At 71.4% G+C, this 16097-nt stretch carries 16 protein-coding genes; 11 read left to right on the top strand and 5 right to left on the bottom strand.

The window, feature by feature from the left end; genetic code table 11:
• Window positions 1–31 precede the first annotated feature (31 nt).
• The 3 genes from ACZ6R6_RS28140 to ACZ6R6_RS28130 are packed head-to-tail and all read right to left on the bottom strand — an operon-like array spanning window position 32 to window position 2800.
• Entirely contained in the window at window positions 32–1036 is a 1005-nt protein-coding gene (locus tag ACZ6R6_RS28140) for an ABC transporter permease (protein WP_470098225.1), read from the bottom strand.
• Window positions 1033–1803: an ATP-binding cassette domain-containing protein gene (locus tag ACZ6R6_RS28135; protein ID WP_470098223.1), complete on the bottom strand. Its 771-nt coding sequence runs from the start codon at window positions 1801–1803 to the stop codon at window positions 1033–1035. The genes ACZ6R6_RS28140 and ACZ6R6_RS28135 overlap by 4 nt, the downstream gene beginning before the upstream one ends.
• A gap of 22 nt (window positions 1804–1825) precedes the next feature.
• Window positions 1826–2800: a substrate-binding domain-containing protein gene (locus ACZ6R6_RS28130; protein WP_470098221.1), complete on the bottom strand. Its 975-nt coding sequence runs from the start codon at window positions 2798–2800 to the stop codon at window positions 1826–1828.
• A 231-nt stretch (window positions 2801–3031) separates the two neighbouring features.
• On the opposite strand from ACZ6R6_RS28130, the gene ACZ6R6_RS28125 reads away from it, so the two are divergent.
• From ACZ6R6_RS28125 to ACZ6R6_RS28115, 3 genes are all read left to right on the top strand, one after another.
• Window positions 3032–4093 carry a LacI family DNA-binding transcriptional regulator gene (locus ACZ6R6_RS28125; protein WP_470098219.1) on the top strand — a complete coding sequence of 354 codons (1062 nt, stop codon included), beginning with the start codon at window positions 3032–3034 and terminating at the stop codon, window positions 4091–4093.
• 231 nt (window positions 4094–4324) lie between these two features.
• The gene (locus ACZ6R6_RS28120) at window positions 4325–5416 is read left to right on the top strand and encodes a M20 family metallopeptidase (protein WP_470098217.1); all 1092 of its coding nucleotides are present in this window, start codon (window positions 4325–4327) and stop codon (window positions 5414–5416) included.
• A gap of 78 nt (window positions 5417–5494) precedes the next feature.
• The gene (locus ACZ6R6_RS28115) at window positions 5495–6640 is read left to right on the top strand and encodes a hypothetical protein (RefSeq protein WP_470098215.1); all 1146 of its coding nucleotides are present in this window, start codon (window positions 5495–5497) and stop codon (window positions 6638–6640) included.
• 31 nt (window positions 6641–6671) lie between these two features.
• On the opposite strand, the gene ACZ6R6_RS28110 is transcribed toward ACZ6R6_RS28115, so the two are convergent.
• Window positions 6672–6848: a hypothetical protein gene (locus ACZ6R6_RS28110; RefSeq protein ID WP_470098213.1), complete on the bottom strand. Its 177-nt coding sequence runs from the start codon at window positions 6846–6848 to the stop codon at window positions 6672–6674.
• Between the two features lie 34 nt (window positions 6849–6882).
• Complete coding sequence (mca, locus tag ACZ6R6_RS28105; protein WP_470098212.1) at window positions 6883–7767, bottom strand: mycothiol conjugate amidase Mca; 885 nt, start codon at window positions 7765–7767, stop codon at window positions 6883–6885.
• Window positions 7768–7996: 229 nt separating this feature from the next.
• Here mca and ACZ6R6_RS28100 point away from each other — a divergent pair, with 229 nt between their 5' ends.
• The 8 genes from ACZ6R6_RS28100 to ACZ6R6_RS28065 all read left to right on the top strand — a co-directional run bounded on the left by ACZ6R6_RS28100 (window position 7997) and on the right by ACZ6R6_RS28065 (window position 16071).
• Window positions 7997–8425 (top strand): DUF4307 domain-containing protein, encoded by a 429-nt coding sequence (locus tag ACZ6R6_RS28100; RefSeq protein ID WP_306863845.1) that lies wholly within the window; start codon window positions 7997–7999, stop codon window positions 8423–8425.
• 90 nt (window positions 8426–8515) lie between these two features.
• The gene (gene greA, locus ACZ6R6_RS28095) at window positions 8516–9031 is read left to right on the top strand and encodes a transcription elongation factor GreA (protein WP_370879689.1); all 516 of its coding nucleotides are present in this window, start codon (window positions 8516–8518) and stop codon (window positions 9029–9031) included.
• Between the two features lie 223 nt (window positions 9032–9254).
• Window positions 9255–10517 carry a C40 family peptidase gene (locus ACZ6R6_RS28090; RefSeq protein ID WP_470098210.1) on the top strand — a complete coding sequence of 421 codons (1263 nt, stop codon included), beginning with the start codon at window positions 9255–9257 and terminating at the stop codon, window positions 10515–10517.
• Between the two features lie 369 nt (window positions 10518–10886).
• On the top strand, window positions 10887–11414 hold the full coding sequence (locus ACZ6R6_RS28085) for a hypothetical protein (RefSeq protein WP_470098208.1): 528 nt from the start codon (window positions 10887–10889) through the stop codon (window positions 11412–11414).
• A gap of 290 nt (window positions 11415–11704) precedes the next feature.
• Entirely contained in the window at window positions 11705–13504 is a 1800-nt protein-coding gene (locus ACZ6R6_RS28080; protein ID WP_470098206.1) for a phosphoenolpyruvate carboxykinase (GTP), read from the top strand.
• A gap of 85 nt (window positions 13505–13589) precedes the next feature.
• On the top strand, window positions 13590–14567 hold the full coding sequence (locus ACZ6R6_RS28075; protein ID WP_470098204.1) for a TIGR04222 domain-containing membrane protein: 978 nt from the start codon (window positions 13590–13592) through the stop codon (window positions 14565–14567).
• A gap of 51 nt (window positions 14568–14618) precedes the next feature.
• Window positions 14619–15431, top strand: a complete 813-nt coding sequence (locus tag ACZ6R6_RS28070; protein WP_470098202.1) for an MbnB/TglH/ChrH family RiPP precursor modification enzyme — start codon at window positions 14619–14621, stop codon at window positions 15429–15431.
• A 22-nt stretch (window positions 15432–15453) separates the two neighbouring features.
• Window positions 15454–16071 carry an SCO6045 C-terminal-like domain-containing protein gene (locus ACZ6R6_RS28065; protein ID WP_470098200.1) on the top strand — a complete coding sequence of 206 codons (618 nt, stop codon included), beginning with the start codon at window positions 15454–15456 and terminating at the stop codon, window positions 16069–16071.
• Window positions 16072–16097: the final 26 nt, after the last annotated feature.

Genomic DNA, 16097 nt, shown 5'->3' with positions numbered 1-16097 from the left:
CTCACCGGTCCGCCGGCTCCGGGCCGGCCGGTCATTTCCGCACCGCGCCGAACCTCGCCCAGACCTTGCTGTTGGAGAAGATGGCCAGCAGCAGGATGCCGCCCTGGACGATCTGGACGTAGAACGGCGAGACGTGCAGCAGCACCAGGCCGTTGGCGATGACGCCGAGGACCAGGGCGCCCAGGATGGTCCCGAGCATGCTGCCCCGGCCGCCGAACAGGCTGGTCCCGCCGAGCACGACGGCGGTGATGACCTCCAGCTCGAACCCGGTGCCCGCGTTGGAGGAGCCCGAGCTGAGCCGGGTGGCGATCAGCACGCCGGCGAGGGCGGCGGCCAGGCCGGTGAGGACGTAGACGATCAGGCCCACCCGGCGGGTGTTCACCCCGGCCCGGCGGAGCGACTCCCCGTTGGAGCCGAGGCCGATCACGTACCGGCCGAACGGGGTGCGGGTCAGGGCCAGCCAGGCGACCAGCGCGATGACCACGGCGAGGATCGCCGGCACCGGGACCCCGGCGACGCGTCCCTGGCCGAGCTGGACGATCCACAGATCGCCGTCGATCGGGGTGGAGTAGCCCTCGGTGGCCCGCAGCGCCGTACCACGCATGATCGAGAGCATGGCGAGTGTGACGATGAACGGCGGGATGCCCTGGTAGGCGGAGAACCACCCGTTCACGAACCCGATCGCGGCGCCGAGGGCGAGGACCGCGATGAGGGCGAGGGTCGGGTCCCAGCCGTGCTGGAGCACGATCGCCAGCAGTGATCCCGACAGCGCCACGGTCGAGCCGACCGACAGGTCGATGCCGGAGGTACAGATCACGAACGTCATCGCCGTCGCGACGATCAGCGTCGGGGCGATCTGCCGGATCAGGTTGAGCATGTTCCCGGCCGTGGCGAAGCGGTCGGCGGAGAAGGAGAAGAAGATCAGCAGTACGACCAGCACGACCGCGATCGCGATGGTCTGGGCGTGCCTGCCGATGTGCGCGTTGGCGCGGGCCGACCGGGTGGTCACCACCCGGTCGCTGGTGGCGGTGGTCATCGTGCCCCCTCGGGCAGCTCGTGGGCGACGATCTCCGAGACGAGCTGCTCCAGGCTGGTCTCGCGGGCGTCGAGGTCGGCGCGGAGCGTCCCCTCGTACATCACGCAGAGCCGGTCGCACACCCGGAAGAGGTCCTGCAGGCGGTGCGTGATGAGGATGACCGCGACCCCCTGGGTGGAGATCGTCTTGATGAGTTCGAGGACCGTTTCGACCTCGGTCACGGCGAGGGCCGCGGTGGGCTCGTCGAGGATGAGGAGTTTGGGGGCGAAGGTGACGGCGCGGGCGATGGCCACGGCCTGGCGCTGCCCGCCGGACAGACCGCCCACCGGGATGTCGGTGAGCGGGATCCGGATGTTGAGCGCGTCGAGGTGGAGCCGGGCCTCCTCGTGCATCTTCCGGGTGTCGAGCAGCAGGCCGCCGCTCCGGCGCGGCTCACGGCCGAGGAACAGGTTGCCCGCCACGTCGATGTCGTCGCACAGGGCGAGGTCCTGGTAGACCATCTCGATGCCCAGCTCGCGGGCGTCGCGGGGATTGGTGAAGGACACCGGGCGGCCGTCGAAGACGATCTCGCCGGAGTCCGGCACGACCGCGCCCGCCAGCACTTTCATCATGGTGGACTTGCCGGCGGCGTTGTCGCCGACCAGTCCCACGACCTCGCCGACGCCGACCCGGAGGGACGCCCCGCGCAGGGCGTCGACCATTCCGTACCGTTTGCGGATGTCGCGCATGACCACGCGGTCGGCGACCTCCGTCTGCTGAGTGCTCATCTCTGCTGGGTCTCCCGCCGGCCTACTTGAAGGTGGTGCGGTATTTGTCGACGTTGTCCTTGGTCACGATCGTGACGGGCACGTCGATCTTCTTCTTGGCCTGTCCTCCGCCGACCAGGGACTTGGCCTCCTTGACCGCCTCGTAGCCCTCGGACCGGGGATCCTGCTGCACGACTCCGGCGACGAAGCCCGCGTCGATGCCGCTGATCGCCTCCTTGGTGAGGTCCCAGCCGAAGACCTTCACCCGGTCGGCGGCGTTCTGCGACTTCACCGCCGCCACGGTGCCCAGCAGGGCGGGCTCGCCGGTGGCGTAGATGGCGTCCATGTCCGAGCGCGAGGTGAGCAGGTTCTCGGCGGCCGTCATGGCGGCCTCCTGCTTGTTCTGCCCGTCCACGGTCTGCACGATCTGGGCGCCGCCCGCCTGGACGGTGGCGTTGAAGTCGTCCTTGCGGATGTTCTGGATGAAGGAGTTGAGCGCGCCCACCACGCCGATCTTCGGCGCCGCCAGGTTCTGCGCCTTGGCCCAGTCGTTGACGAACGCGCCGGCGTCCTTGGCGGCGGCGGCGTTGTCCACGCCGACCTGGGTGTCGACCGCGGGGGAGTCCACGATCGCGTCGACCGCCACGACCTTCAGGCCGGCGTCCTTGGCGATCTTCACGGCGGGTTTGATGCCCTCCACGTCGATGGCCACGACGACGACGGCGTCGAACTGCTGCTGGACGAAGTTGTCGACGGCCTCGTTCTGCTTGGCGGCGTCGTCGTTGGCGTTGAAGATCGTCAGATCGACGCCCGCCTCCTTGGCCGCCTGCTGGGCGCCGGCGTTCATCTCGTTGAAGAAGATCGCCTGCTGGTTGATCTGCACCAGGCCGACGCGGGGGCGGTCACCGCCCGATGCGGCGCCGGAGCCGTCCGTGCCGCCGCAGGCCGCGGCCAGCAGGCCGGTGGCCAGCAGCGCGGTGGTGGCTGTCAGGCGGGTGAGTCGATTGGATCGTGCCATCGGGATCAGCCTTTCGCGGGGACCGCTGTGGGGGGTGCGCTGGGTAATCGATTACCCATTGCCGGGATGCTAGTCACGGGGGCAAAGTGGCGTCAAGGTGATGTATGTCCGAAAAGGTCAATTTTCCTGCTCAACCGCCGGGCGGCGCCGGTCCGCGATAGGCTGCCGACGGCCCCGCGGTCAGCGGTGAGCCATCCCAGGCGCGCTCCGTGAAGGAAATCGATTTCAGCAATGGGTGTGACGATCCACGATGTGGCCAGGGCCGCGGGAGTCTCCGTGGCCTCCGCCTCCCGCGCCCTTTCGGGCCGCCGCAAGGTCGGGGCCGACGTGGCCGAGCGGGTGGCGCGGGCCGTGGCCGAGCTCGGCTACCGGCCGAACGCCGTCGCCAAGGCGCTGCGGGACCGGACCACCGGGACGATCGGCATGGTCGTCCCCGGCATCGGCAACCCGTTCTTCACCATGATCGTCGAGGCGGTGGAGCACCAGCTCCAGCAGACCGGCGTGGACCTGCTGCTGTGCGCCTCGCAGTACACCCCGGAGGTGGAGGCCAGCCGGTTGGAGACCCTCATGGCGCGGCGGGTGGACGGTCTGATCATCAGCCCGTGCGACATGGAGGGCAGCGTGCCGGCGGTGCTGAACGCCGCCCAGCAGGTCCCCCTCGTGCAGGTCGACCGCTACATCGAGGACGGCGGGGCGGACTGGGTGGGGGTGGACGACGCGCAGGCCCTGACGCTGGCCGTCGATCACGTGGTCGCCGGCGGGGCCCGCTCCGTCGTCTTCGTGGGCAGCCGGCTGGTGAACTCCTCCGCCCGCCTGCGGCTGGACGGCTTCGAGCGCGCCGCCGCGCGCGCGGGGGTGTCCGTACGTCCCCCGCTGCTGGGCGACTTCACCCTCGGCTGGGGCGTCGAGGCCGGCCGGCTGCTCCTCGCCGAGGACTCCCTGCCCGACGCGGTGATCTGCGGCAACGACGAGATCGCGATCGGCCTGCTGCGGGCGCTGCGGCTCGGCGGCGTGCGGGTGCCCGCGGAGGTGTCGGTGGTCGGCTTCGACGACGTCGGCTACGCCGCGATGTGCGACCCGCCGCTCACCACCGTGCGCCAGCCGGTCGAGGCGATCGCGGCCGAGGCCCTGCGGCTGCTGGGCCAGGTGCGGATGGACGATCCGCGCCCCGCCCAGCGCATCGCCATCGCCCCGCGGCTCGTCGTCCGCGAGACCAGCAGGCCCGTCGCGGGGGTCTCCGGTGACCGCGGGGCGGCCGGCGCGGGATCCACGCCGGCCGGAGGCCCGACGTGATCCGGAGGTCCGATGTGGCCCTGGAGGCCGAGGTGCCCCGGGGGGCCGACGGGGCCGGGACCCAACATGGCCTGGGGTCCGACGTGACCCGGGGGCAGGCGCGGCCGGGGCCCAACATGGCCTGGGGTCCCGCGTGATCGGAGGGTTCGACGTGACGGGGTTCGACGTGACGGGGTTCGACGTGACGGGGTTCGACGTGACGGGGTTCGACGTGACCGGAGGGAGAGCGGCATGAGCGACGCACTCGCGCTGACCCGCGAGCTGATCGGAATCGACACGGTGGGGGGCGGTGAGGCCGCGGCCGCCGGACCGCTCGCCCGCCGGCTGGAGGCCGCCGGGTTCGAGGTCCGGGCGCACGAACACGCCGCCGGCCGTACCGGGCTGGTCGCCCGGTGGGGATCGGGGCTGCCGGTCACCCTCACCGGCCACCTCGACACGGTCCCGCTGGGCGGCCAGGAATGGGCGCACGGGCCGCACGCGGCGGAGGTGGACGGCGGCCGGCTCTACGGGCGCGGGTCGAGCGACATGAAGGCCGGGGTGGCCGCGATGGTGGTCGCCGCGGAGCGGCACGCGGCCGGTCACGGTCCCCGGGTGGCACTGGAACTCATCCTCACCGTGGGCGAGGAGACCGGCTGCGAGGGCGCGATCGACATGATCGCCCGTGGCCTGGTCGGGCGGTCCCGGGCGCTGCTGGTCGCCGAGCCGACCGCCAACCGCGTGCTGCTCGGGCACAAGGGCGCCCTGTGGCTGAGGATGGTCGTGCGGGGCCATACCGCGCACGGTTCGATGCCGCACCTCGGCGACAACGCGATCTACAAACTGGCCCGCGCCATCGGCAGGGTCGAGGGGTTCGACCCCGGCGTCCCCGCCCACGCCATGCTCGGCGCCTCCACCGTGAACGTGGGGACGGCGCACGGCGGGATCAACGTCAACTCCGTCCCCGACCTGGCCGAGGCGACCGTCGACCTGCGCACGGTCACCGGACAGGACCACGCGCTGCTGCGCGAGCGGCTGCGGGCCGAGCTCGGCGCGGAGACGTCGCTGGAGGTGCTGATCGACCTGCCCGCGGTGTGGACCGACCCGGAGGCCCCCTTCGTGGGCGCGCTGCTGGCCGCGGGGGCCCTCCCCCCGGGCGACCGCCCGGCCGCCAGCTACTTCACCGACGCCTCCGTGCTCGGTCCCGCCTGCGGCGGTGTCCCCACCGTGATCTGCGGCCCCGGCGAGCCCGAGCAGGCGCACGTCACCGACGAGTTCTGCGAGATCTCCAGGATCGACGAGGCCGTCGAGATCTACACCGCCGCCCTCGCCCGGATCGCCCCCTGACGGCGGACGTCCCGGCGGCGGACGTGTCGCCGGGGCGGGAGGTGTGTTCATGGGGCTTCGGGCGTAGGCTCACTGGGCGTGGATCTCGACTTCGTCTGTGTGCACGCCGGGCGGCCGGCCGCCGAGCTGACCCGCCGTGATGTGGCCCTCGCCCTGCTCGCGGTGCCGTCGGGGGTGGCGCTGGTGGCCCTCCCCGACCTGCGCCGGGCGCTGATGGCGGCGGGGAACCCGCTGTCCCTGCCCTTCTGGGAGTCCGCCAAGGCGACGCTGCGGGCGATCGAGTCCGGCGGCGCGACCGTGGGCGACGTGCAGCGGTGGCTGGAGTCCACCGGGACCGAGCCGCTCCTGCTCACCCGGAGCTTCTTCGTCTGGCCCGAGGAGGACGAGCGGGGGCCGGTCGCCGAGGAGATGTTCGGCAGGCTGGTCACCTACCTGGAGGAGCGGGTCGCCGCCGGTGAGGTCGACCCGGACGCGCTCGCCCAGGGGGACGAGGCGGCCCGGGAGGTCTACGAGGACCTGCAGGAGCGCTGGCTCAACAGCCCGCTGCCCGACGGGCGGATGCCCGGGATCGCGGTCAGCGACGAGCAGGACGAGGAGCTGTTCGCGGCCTGGGACGAGGAGGAGGCGTTCGCGCTCAGCGAGCTGCGGCGCATCCTGGCCGAGCTGCCCGACCCCGAGCGGCCGGCCGGGGACCTGCGGGCCGCGTGCGTACGGCTGCGCGAGGTGCTGGCCGGCCCCGGCTATCCGGGCAACGTGCTGCGGGCCTGCGCCGGATACGACGGGGAGCCGCTGCCCGCCGACGACGAGGAGCTCTGGCTGACCGTCACGGCGGGCATCGCCGGGCCGATCTCGGACCTGCCCGAAGAGGACGACACGCCGGAGGCGTTCTCCGACCTGGAGGGCGAGCTGAGCCACGAGGACTCCGTGCTGGCCGCGCTCTGCGCGATCCACCACGCGGACTGGCTGGCCGTGGTGGCGGCCCTGGCCAGACGTGGCCCGGGGGTGCTGGCCTCGCCCGAGCGGATCGCCCGGCTCATCGCCGAGTCCGAGGACATCGACGTGCAGATGGACGAACCGGACGACCTGGAGGCGGCGGAGACGTTGTTCAGCTCGGTCACGCCGCTGTGGGCGTGCCTGGGGATCGTGGACAAGCGCGAGGTGCTCACCCCGCTGGGCCGCTGGGGCCTGCCGAAGGCCCTGGAAAGGGCATGGTCGGCCGACTGACCCCGCGGGGCCGGGCCGGAGCGCGGCCCGGCTAGGCGGCGGGGTTCTGCTTGTTCAGCTCGGACTCGGACGGGACCTCGATCCTGGAGATCTGCCGCCTCATCGACTTGACGAGCAGGAACAGCGCCAACCCCAGCGCCGCGACGACGAGGAATCCCAGGAGGCCCGGGCTGACGTCACCTTTGGCGACGGTGTCGAATGCAATCACACCTCAAGTCTGCCACCGCCACCCCATGGTCGTGTCAGTGGCAGGCGGGGGACACCTCTTCGGCGTGTATGCCGGTGAACAGGTCGTCCTCGGGAAGCTCGGTGTCGACGAGGGAGCGGGCCAGGTGGTAGTCCTCGGTCGGCCAGATCTCCCGCTGCAGGTCGCGCGGGCAGACGAACCAGAAGCCGTCGGGGTCGACCTGGGTGGCGTGGGCGAGCAGCGCCTCGTCGCGGACCTCGAAGTAGTCGCCGCAGGGGATGCGCGTGGTCACCGGCCACTTCTGCGGGCGGTCCTCCCAGCGCGAGATCCAGTCGGCGTAGGGGGAGCCGATGCCCCGGGAGGTCATGGCCTCGTGCAGCGCCTCGAACCGGTCCTTGGTGAAGCCCATGTGGTAGTAGAGCTTGAGCGGCTGCCAGGGCTCCCCGGCGTCGGGGTAGCGGTCGGGGTCGCCCGCGGCCTCGAAGGCCTCCACCGAGACGCGGTTGGTCATGATGTGGTCGGGGTGCGGGTAGCCGCCGTCGTCGTCGTAGGTGAGGATGACGTGCGGCCTGAACTCGCGCACGGCCGCCACCAGCGGCGCCGAGGCGGTCTCGATCGGCTGCAGGGCGAAGCAGCCCTCGGGCAGCGGCTCGCTCTCGTCCTCCGGCAGGCCCGAGTCGACGAACCCCATGAAGCGCTGCTGCACGCCGAGGATCTCTCGCGCGCGCTCCATCTCCAGGCGCCGGACCTCGCCGATGTTCTCAAGGATCTCGGGACGGTCCATCTTGGGGTTCAGGATCGAACCGCGCTCTCCTCCGGTGAGGGTGCAGACCAGCACCTCCACACCTTCCGCGACGTAGCGCGCCATCGTGGCGGCGCCCTTGCTCGACTCGTCGTCAGGGTGCGCGTGAACGGCCATCAGCCTCAGCGGTGCACTCACGGGCTCGATGTCTCCTCTTGATAGGTCGCGCTCAGATCCTCGCTCGCCCTGAGGACGGCAGGCTCCGCCGTACGCGTCCATTGTGCTCGCTCCGATGCCGCGCCACTCCCCGGCTGGGCCTGGGCACTCCGGGGAGAGGTTAGTTTCTCTTATGGCGGTCGCGAGGGCGAGGCCCCCGCGAGGGACAATTGTCTTGGATAACGCCGAGGTAGTGCAGGGAGATTCCGTCATGGCCACCAGCGAGGCCGAGCAGGGCCGGCAGAACGGTCCGGTGCTCGGCACCCCGGGCGACTTCCCCGACCGTCCGGAGCGCAGGGGCCGCTTCGTCGTGCACGTCGTGATCGCGATCCTGTGCGCGGTGTGCGCCGGCGGGTGGGGCTACGTGATGTGGGCGTCCAAGGGCAACACCGAGGTTATCGACCAGGTCATCGCTTTCGATGCCAGCCGCGGCGATTCTATTCAGATCACCTTCGAAGTGGTCAAGCCATCCGATCGCGCGGCCCTCTGCCGGCTGCGGGCCATGGATGTGGCTCACGTGGAAGTCGGGAGCCGTGAGGTCACTATTCCTGCTGGTGAGGGATATGTCCGCCTTACTGAGCGGCTAGAGACCAGTGCCCAGGCGACTTCCGGCGCAGTCCACTACTGCTATCTCGTATAGTGAGATATTTGGGGAAGCGTTCGAGCGGTTAACTTGTTAGCCTTTCGAAATTCGAACGACAGCTACCCAAGCACGAAGCCCCCATAGAGGATGCAAGGAGAACCCGTGGCCGACTCCCACAACGAGAGCGTCACCTGGCTCACTCAGGAGGCGTACGACCGCCTGAAGGCGGAGTTCGAATACCTCTCGGGGCCCGGGCGCGTCGATATCGCCAAGAAGATCGAGGCCGCCCGCGAAGAGGGCGACCTCAAGGAGAATGGCGGCTACCACGCCGCCAAGGACGAGCAGGGCAAGATGGAGGCCCGCATCTTCCACCTCCGGCAGATCATCGACAGCGCCAAGGTGGGTGAGGCGCCGCGCACCGAGGGCGTGGTGGGCCCCGGCATGACCGTCACCATCCGCTTCGAGGGCGACGACGAGGAGGTCGCCTTCCTGCTGGCCTCCCGCGAGGAGAGCGGCGCCCCGATCGACGTCTACTCGCCGAAGTCGCCGCTCGGCGCGGCGATCAACGGCAAGAAGATCGGCGAGAAGGCCACCTACACGATGCCCAACGGCCGCTCCAACACCGTCGAGATCCTTGAGGCCGTTCCCTACATCGGCAGCTGACCTCGCCCGACCAGTTGATCCGCCGGGACCCCGTCCCGGCGGATCGCCATGTCCTGGGAGGCGTGCGCTCCGAGACATGTCCTGAAGGCGGGTCCTTGAGGCATGCCGTCCGGCTTGTGACCGTGTCGTAGATAACAGAGTGTTTTGGCGGGTTCGCGTGCATCATGGCGCGGTGTACGGCACTCTCTTAGGGCTGGATCAGAACGGGTGGAAGGGGGATGCCGTGTTGGATCGGCGGACACGGGTCTCCGGTCTGATCCATGAGGCCCGCCAGGACCTCGCCTACCGCCCGCGCATCCGCTACGGCCGCGGCGCCCGCCTGCCCAGGCAGGCCGTCCCCGTCATCGCGCTCTTCCTCGTGGCCGTGCTGGCCACGGGGGTGGTGGTGGTCACCCAGCTGCCGGAGCGGACCCCGGAGACGGTCGCCCTGCGCAGGCCCGTCGCCCGGCAGAGCCTCCAGGCCGGCACGGCGACGGCCCCGCCCGCGCAGGCCCCGCCCACGCAGGCCCCGCCGCTCCCGGTGGCCCCGCTCACCTCGATGCACCGGCCCAACCTCTTCGTCGTCGCGGCCAAGCCGCTGCGCTCGGCCGTGGTGGCGCGGGTCGCGCAGGTCGCCGGGGTGCGGGCGGTGGAGCGCGCCGACGCGGCGGAGGTGGGCATGGACGGCAAGCGGGTGCAGACCCTGGGGGTCAACCCCTCGACGTTCCGTGCCTACACCCCCAAACCGACCGCGCGTTCCGACAGGCTCTGGCGCAACGTCTCCGCCGGTGAGATCGCCGTCTCCTTCGTCCTGGGCAACGACGGCGGCATGCCGCTGGGCAAGTCCGTCGCCACGGCCGGGCAGACTCTGCGCGTGGGCGCCTACGCGACGATGGGCATGGGGGCCATCGACGCCGTGGTCTCGCGGCAGACCGCCCGTGCGCTGGGCATCCCGGAGAACAACGCGCTGGTGGTGAGCGCCCCGAAGGCCGATTCGGCCAAGCTGCGCCGCGCCCTGCTGCGGATCCTCCCCCGGGGCAGCCAGGTCGCCACGATCAATCCGGTGCTGTCGGCCCCCAAGCGCGCGACCTGGTCGGCGGGCGCCTTCATGACGGCCCCCCAGGTCAAGACCGCCCTCACCGCGGCGATCAGCAAGCTCGGCCGCCCCTACGTCTGGGGCGCGGAGGGGCCGGACACCTTCGACTGCTCCGGGCTGGTCCAGTGGGCCTACGCTCAGGCGGGCATCAAGGTGCCCCGGGTGACCCACCAGCAGTTCGTCGCGGGCCCGCAGATCCCCCTCTCCCAGGCCCAGCCCGGTGACCTGCTGTTCTGGCGGCACGACCCGACCAACCCCAGCTACGTCTCACATGTGGCGATCTACTGGGGTGGCGGCAAGATGCTGCACGCCCCCAGGACCGGAGACGTGGTCAAGCTCGTCCCGGTCAGCACCCGCAACTTCGCCGGAGCCGTCCGGATCAGCCCGGACGTCGCCGCCCGCGTCCGCTGACGCCCCGCGGGCCGGACGTCGCCGCACGCCCCTGAGGGCCGGCCGGCGCTCAGGGGCGCAGGCCCGATTCGAGGAGGGCGAGGGCCTCGTCGAGGGCGTCGGCCCGCCGGCTGCGTGGCCGTCGTCGCCTCGTACCCCCGCTCGGCGAAAAGCCGCAGAGCGTGGTCCTGGATCGCCCGCCGGGTCTTGGCCTTCTTGCGTTCACGCACTCCCTCGGGGCGCGGAGGTGAACTCATGCGTCGATTCTGACCTCTCGGTCACCTGCCTGAACACCGCCGCCGGCACCGCGTTCACCAGCGCGGGCGCTGCGCGCAACCGGTCGGCACGAGGTGCTGGCTCTGTCGGATGAAGCGATGTAATCTCCATTACATGGAAAACGACGAAGCAGTAGGGAAGCTCCGCGGATGGTTCTCGGGCCGGCTGCCCGAGGGGTGGTTCGAGGGGCCGCCGGAGATCGTGCTGGACCGCGAGGAGATCGCGGTGGTCGGCCGGCTCCGGCCGCCCGCGCTCGGCGACGACGCCTCCGAGGTGGAGCGGGCCGCCGCCGTGGAGGGCGGCGTGCAGCGCTTCCGCGAGGAGACCAGGGAGCGCCGCATCGAGATCGCGCTGGAGGCCGAGCACCGCTTCCGCCGGAAGGTCTCCTGGGGGGTCGCCGTCGGCGACGAGACGGTGATGTTCACCACACTGTCGGTGCCGGTCATGACCCGGTTGCGGCAGTCGGAGCGGCGGGTGCTCGACACCCTCGTGGCCGCCGGGGTCGCCCGCAGCCGGAGCGACGCGCTGGCCTGGTGCGTGCGCCTGGTGGGCAAGCACACCGACACCTGGCTGACCGATCTGCGAGACGCGCTCCAGCATGTCGACCGGGTGCGTGCCTCGGGGCCGGACGTGAACTCCTGAGGCTGGTCAGGGCGAACGGTCGAAAATTGGTCTGAACCTGTTCAGCGATTGGTTTAGACCTCTTTGAATGGCCTATACCACTGCCGGAACGGCTTTCTTTAGTTTCTCTTCTTCGGGGTACGTCACTCAGAACGTCGCTGCCTCTGCCAGCCCATATGTCCCGCGGGGCGGGTGGAACAGGGGTGACGCGGCGCCGGACCGCACGCATTCACTGGTCTACGCCAATTGGATTAAATGCGGTTTCTCTGTCAATGATGTTTTGGCCCTGAGAAGCGTAAGGAGCCGCAGCAGTGTCCGTTATCGCAGACGTAACCGCCCCCAGCCCGACCAGCCACCCGGAGCTGGCCGCCTGGGTCAAGGAGATCGCCGAGCTGACCCAGCCCGACCGGATCGAATGGTGCGACGGCTCGGAGACCGAGTGGACGCGCCTGACGAACCTGCTGGTCGAACAGGGCACCTTCAAGCGCCTGGCCAAGCGGCAGAACAGCTTCTACGCCGCCTCGGACCCGAGTGACGTCGCCCGTGTCGAGGACCGGACGTACATCTGCTCCGAGCGCGAGGAGGACGCCGGGCCGACCAACAACTGGATCGCCCCCGCCGAGATGCGCCGGACCTTCGGCGAGATCTTCAAGGGCAGCATGCGCGGCCGCACCATGTACGTCGTGCCCTTCTGCATGGGCCCGCTGGGCGGTGACATCTCCCAGCTCGGCGTCGAGATCACCGACTCGCCCTACGTGGTCGTCTCCATGCGCATCATGACGCGCATGGGCGAGGCGGCGCTGCGGCTCATCGAGGAGCGCGGCGGCTACGTCAAGGCCGTCCACTCGGTCGGCGCCCCCCTGGAGCCCGGCCAGGACGACGTGCCGTGGCCGTGCAACTCCACCAAATACATCAGCCACTTCCCCGAGACGCGGGAGATCTGGTCCTACGGCTCCGGCTACGGCGGCAACGCGCTGCTCGGCAAGAAGTGCTACGCGCTGCGCATCGCCAGCACGATGGCCCGCGACGAGGGCTGGCTGGCCGAGCACATGCTCATCCTCAAGCTCACCCCGCCGTCCGGGGAGACCCGCTACGTCGCGGCGGCCTTCCCCAGCGCGTGCGGCAAGACCAACCTGGCCATGCTCCAGCCGACCATCCCGGGCTGGAAGGTCGAGACGGTCGGCGACGACATCGCCTGGATGCGTTTCGGCGCCGACGGCCGCCTGTACGCCATCAACCCCGAAGCCGGCTTCTTCGGTGTGGCGCCCGGCACCGGTGAGGCCACCAACGCCAACGCGATCAAGACGCTCTGGGGCAACAGCATCTTCACCAACGTCGCCCTCACCGACGACGGCGACGTGTGGTGGGAGGGGCTCACCGAGGAGCCCCCGGCGCACCTGACCGACTGGAAGGGCCGTCCCTGGACCCCCGGCAGCGGGGAGCCCGCCGCCCACCCCAACGCCCGGTTCGCGGTGCCCGCCGCGCAGTGCCCGACGATCGCCCCCGAGTGGCAGGACCCCCAGGGCGTGCCGATCTCGGCGATCCTGTTCGGCGGACGCCGCGCCAGCGCCGTCCCCCTGGTGACCGAGTCGCTGAGCTGGCAGCACGGTGTGTTCACCGGAGCCAACATCGCCTCGGAGAAGACCGCCGCGGCCGAGGGCAAGGTCGGCGAGCTGCGTCGTGACCCGTTCGCGATGCTGCCGTTCTGCGGATACAACATGGGCGACTACTTCGCCCACTGGATCAAGGTCGGCCAGCGCGAGAACGTACGGCTGCCGCGCATCTACTACGTCAACTGGTTCCGCAAGAACGACGACGGCAAGTTCATCTGGCCCGGCTTCGGAGAGAACAGCCGCGTGCTCAAGTGGATCGTCGACCGCCTCAACGGCGAGGCGGAGGCGGTCGAGACGCCGATCGGCCTGCTCCCCGCCGAGCTCGACACCGAGGGCCTCGACATCCCCGCCGAGGACCTGCGGACCCTGCTGAGCGTGGACAGGGACGTCTGGAAGGAGGAGGCGGCACTGATCCCGGCCTTCTTCGAGACCTTCGGCGACCACCTCCCCAAGGAGCTCTGGGACGAATACCACGCTCTGGTCGAGCGGCTGAACTGAGACCTCCCGGCTGCAACTTCCGTGTGGCCCCGTGCGTCTACATGACAGCGGGGCACACGCCCCGCCTTCCCCCCGGGAGGCGGACATGGAATTCGTACTGTTCGTCATCGCCTTCGCCCTGGCCGTCGTGGTCAACGCCACGGCCGCGGCGGTGCGCCATGAGCACCGCCGGGTCCGCTCGGTCGCGGCCAATCATCACGGAGGCCAGTTCAGCCCCTACGAGCTCGCCTACCTGTCCGGTGGGCCGCTGCGCGTGGTCAACACCGCCCTCGGCCTGCTGGCCAGGGGCGGGGCCGTCCGGGTGTCACGGGGCGGCCAGGTCAGCCTCGTGGTCGGCGCCCTGCCCTCCCCCGAACCGATCGAGCAGGCCGTCCTCGACGCCCTGCGCGCCCGGGGCAACTCCTGCCCGGCGGGGGAGCTGCGCCGTACGGTCGCCGACGGCCAGGCCATGAGCGGCCTGCGCTACCGCCTGCTGGGCATGGGCCTGCTGGTGCCCGACGGCTCCCTCGCCGGGGCGGGCCGGCTACTGAATCGGCTGCTGCTCCTCACGGTGTTCGCCGCCGTCTTCGAGGTCGGCGCCGTCCTGTCCGTCTCCGACTGGGGCTTCTTCGGCGTGGCCGCGGTGGTGATCGGCACCATCGCCTGGATGAGCGGTCTGGTCTCCTACCTGCGCCAGAAGCAGGCACTGCGCGGCGTCCTCAGCAAGGCGGGCCACGACGTGCTCGGCTCGGCCCGCAAGGTCCATGTGCGGGGCGCCCGCCCCGCGACCCCGGACCTGGCCTTCGCGGTCGGCGTCCCGGTCGCCCTCTACGGCCTGGGCGAGCTGGGAGACCCGGGCCTGGAGGAGGAGCTGAAGCGCGACCAGAACCAGGGCTCCGCGGGCTGCGCCGGCGGCTCCTGCGGGGGCGGCTCCTCCAGCTCCGGTGACGCCTCCTATGGCGGGGGCGGCGACTTCGGCTCCGGCGGCTGGGGTTCGGGCGGAGGCGACTCGGGCGGCGGTTCGAGCTGCGGCGGCGGTTCGGGCTGTGGCGGCGGCTGCGGCGGGGGCTGTGGCGGCGGCTGACCGGGGCACGTGGTGTCGGGGAAGCGTGGTGATCGGGGAGGTGGTGGGAGGATGTCCGGATCCGGGCCGTTGGGCGTCGGCATCGGCTGGCGCCCGGAGATCGACCTGACGGTGGAGCGCCTGCCCGGCGTGGACTTCGTCGAGGTCATCGCGGAGAACGTGCGGCCCGACCGGCTCCCGGAGTCGCTGCGGGTGCTCCGCGCCCGCGGGGTGCCGGTGATCCCGCACGGCGTCGGGCTGGGGGTGGGCGGCGCCGAGCCGCCGGACCCGGCCCGGCTGGCGCACCTGGCGGCCTGCGCCCAGGCCCTGGACGCGCCGCTGGTCAGCGAGCACCTGGCCTTCGTGCGGGCGGGTGGCATGGAGGCCGGCCACCTGCTCCCGGTCCCGCGCACCAGGGCCGCGCTCTCGGTGATCGCCGAGAACGTACGGCGGGCGCAGGCGGCCCTCCCCGTCCCGCTGGCCCTGGAGAACGTGGCGGCCCTGTTCGGCTGGCCGGAGGACGAGATGACCGAGGCGCAGTTCCTCGGCGAGCTGGTGGAGATGACCGGGGTCGGGCTCCTGGTCGACGTGGCCAACCTCTACACCAACCAGGTCAACCTGGGGCTGTCGGCCACCGCCGCGCTGGACGGCCTGCCGCTGTCCGAGCTCGCCTACGTGCACGTCGCCGGCGGCCACTCCCACCACGGCCTCTGGCACGACACCCACACCGCGCACGTCCCCGGCGAGGTGCTGGACATCCTGTCCGAGCTCTGCGCCCGCGCCGACCCGCCCGGCGTGCTGCTCGAATGGGACGACGACTATCCCAGCGACGCCGCGCTCGCGGCGGAGCTCGACCGGGTCCGCGGCGCGATGGCCCGTGTCTGAGGACCGCCCTGGGGAGGCGCCGGTGGCCGAAGGGCGCGTACGGGATGTCCGGGCGGGGAACGTGCCGACGGATCCCCGGCCTGGGCCGGACGGGGCCGGGAGCGCCCCGGTCGCTGCCCGGGAGGTGCCGGGTGGTGCGCAGGCCGGGCTGCCGGGGGGTGCCCGGGAGGCGCTGGGTAGTACGCAGGAGGCGCTGGGGGGTGCCCGGGAGGCGCTGGGTAGTACACAGGAGGCACTGGGGGGTGCCCGGGAGGCGCTGGGCGGTGCGCAGGCCGGGCTGCTGGCCGCTCTGGTCGCCGGGGCCGAGGCGCCTGCGGGGTTCGACGAGGCACGGCTGCGGATCCAGGCGGCCGCCCTGATCTCCAAACGGCGCGGAACGGTGGCCCGGCTCCGGCCGGACCTGGTGGCGCTGCTCGGCGACGACTTCGCGCGGGAGTTCGAGGCGTACGCACGGGGCCGGCCCAAGCCGTCCGGCGGCTCCCGCGCCGACGCGCGTGACTTCGCCGAGCGGCTCAGCGCCGAGGGGCGGCTGCCGGACCCCGGCCGGGGCCCGGAGCCGCCCGCCGGGACCCGCCGTTGGTCCCGCCCCCTGCGGCGGGTGCTGAAACTTCTCTCGAGCACCGTTCGTCCAACTGGGTGAGGACACCTTCTCGGGGGGAGGTCGTC

It is taken from the genome of Streptosporangium sp. NPDC048886 (assembly GCF_055586905.1).
This window is presented reverse-complemented; position numbering and strand designations above follow the sequence as displayed.

Coding starts and splice junctions, on each gene's coding strand:
- ACZ6R6_RS28100 (WP_306863845.1), top strand. CDS start 7,997: ATGGCCACCAGCGAGGCCGAGCAGGGCCGGCAGAACGGTCCGGTGCTC.
- greA (WP_370879689.1), top strand. CDS start 8,516: ATGCAAGGAGAACCCGTGGCCGACTCCCACAACGAGAGCGTCACCTGG.
- ACZ6R6_RS28120 (WP_470098217.1), top strand. CDS start 4,325: ATGAGCGACGCACTCGCGCTGACCCGCGAGCTGATCGGAATCGACACG.
- ACZ6R6_RS28135 (WP_470098223.1), bottom strand. CDS start 1,803: ATGAGCACTCAGCAGACGGAGGTCGCCGACCGCGTGGTCATGCGCGAC.
- ACZ6R6_RS28125 (WP_470098219.1), top strand. CDS start 3,032: ATGGGTGTGACGATCCACGATGTGGCCAGGGCCGCGGGAGTCTCCGTG.
- ACZ6R6_RS28075 (WP_470098204.1), top strand. CDS start 13,590: ATGGAATTCGTACTGTTCGTCATCGCCTTCGCCCTGGCCGTCGTGGTC.
- ACZ6R6_RS28085 (WP_470098208.1), top strand. CDS start 10,887: ATGGAAAACGACGAAGCAGTAGGGAAGCTCCGCGGATGGTTCTCGGGC.
- ACZ6R6_RS28070 (WP_470098202.1), top strand. CDS start 14,619: ATGTCCGGATCCGGGCCGTTGGGCGTCGGCATCGGCTGGCGCCCGGAG.
- ACZ6R6_RS28130 (WP_470098221.1), bottom strand. CDS start 2,800: ATGGCACGATCCAATCGACTCACCCGCCTGACAGCCACCACCGCGCTG.
- ACZ6R6_RS28140 (WP_470098225.1), bottom strand. CDS start 1,036: ATGACCACCGCCACCAGCGACCGGGTGGTGACCACCCGGTCGGCCCGC.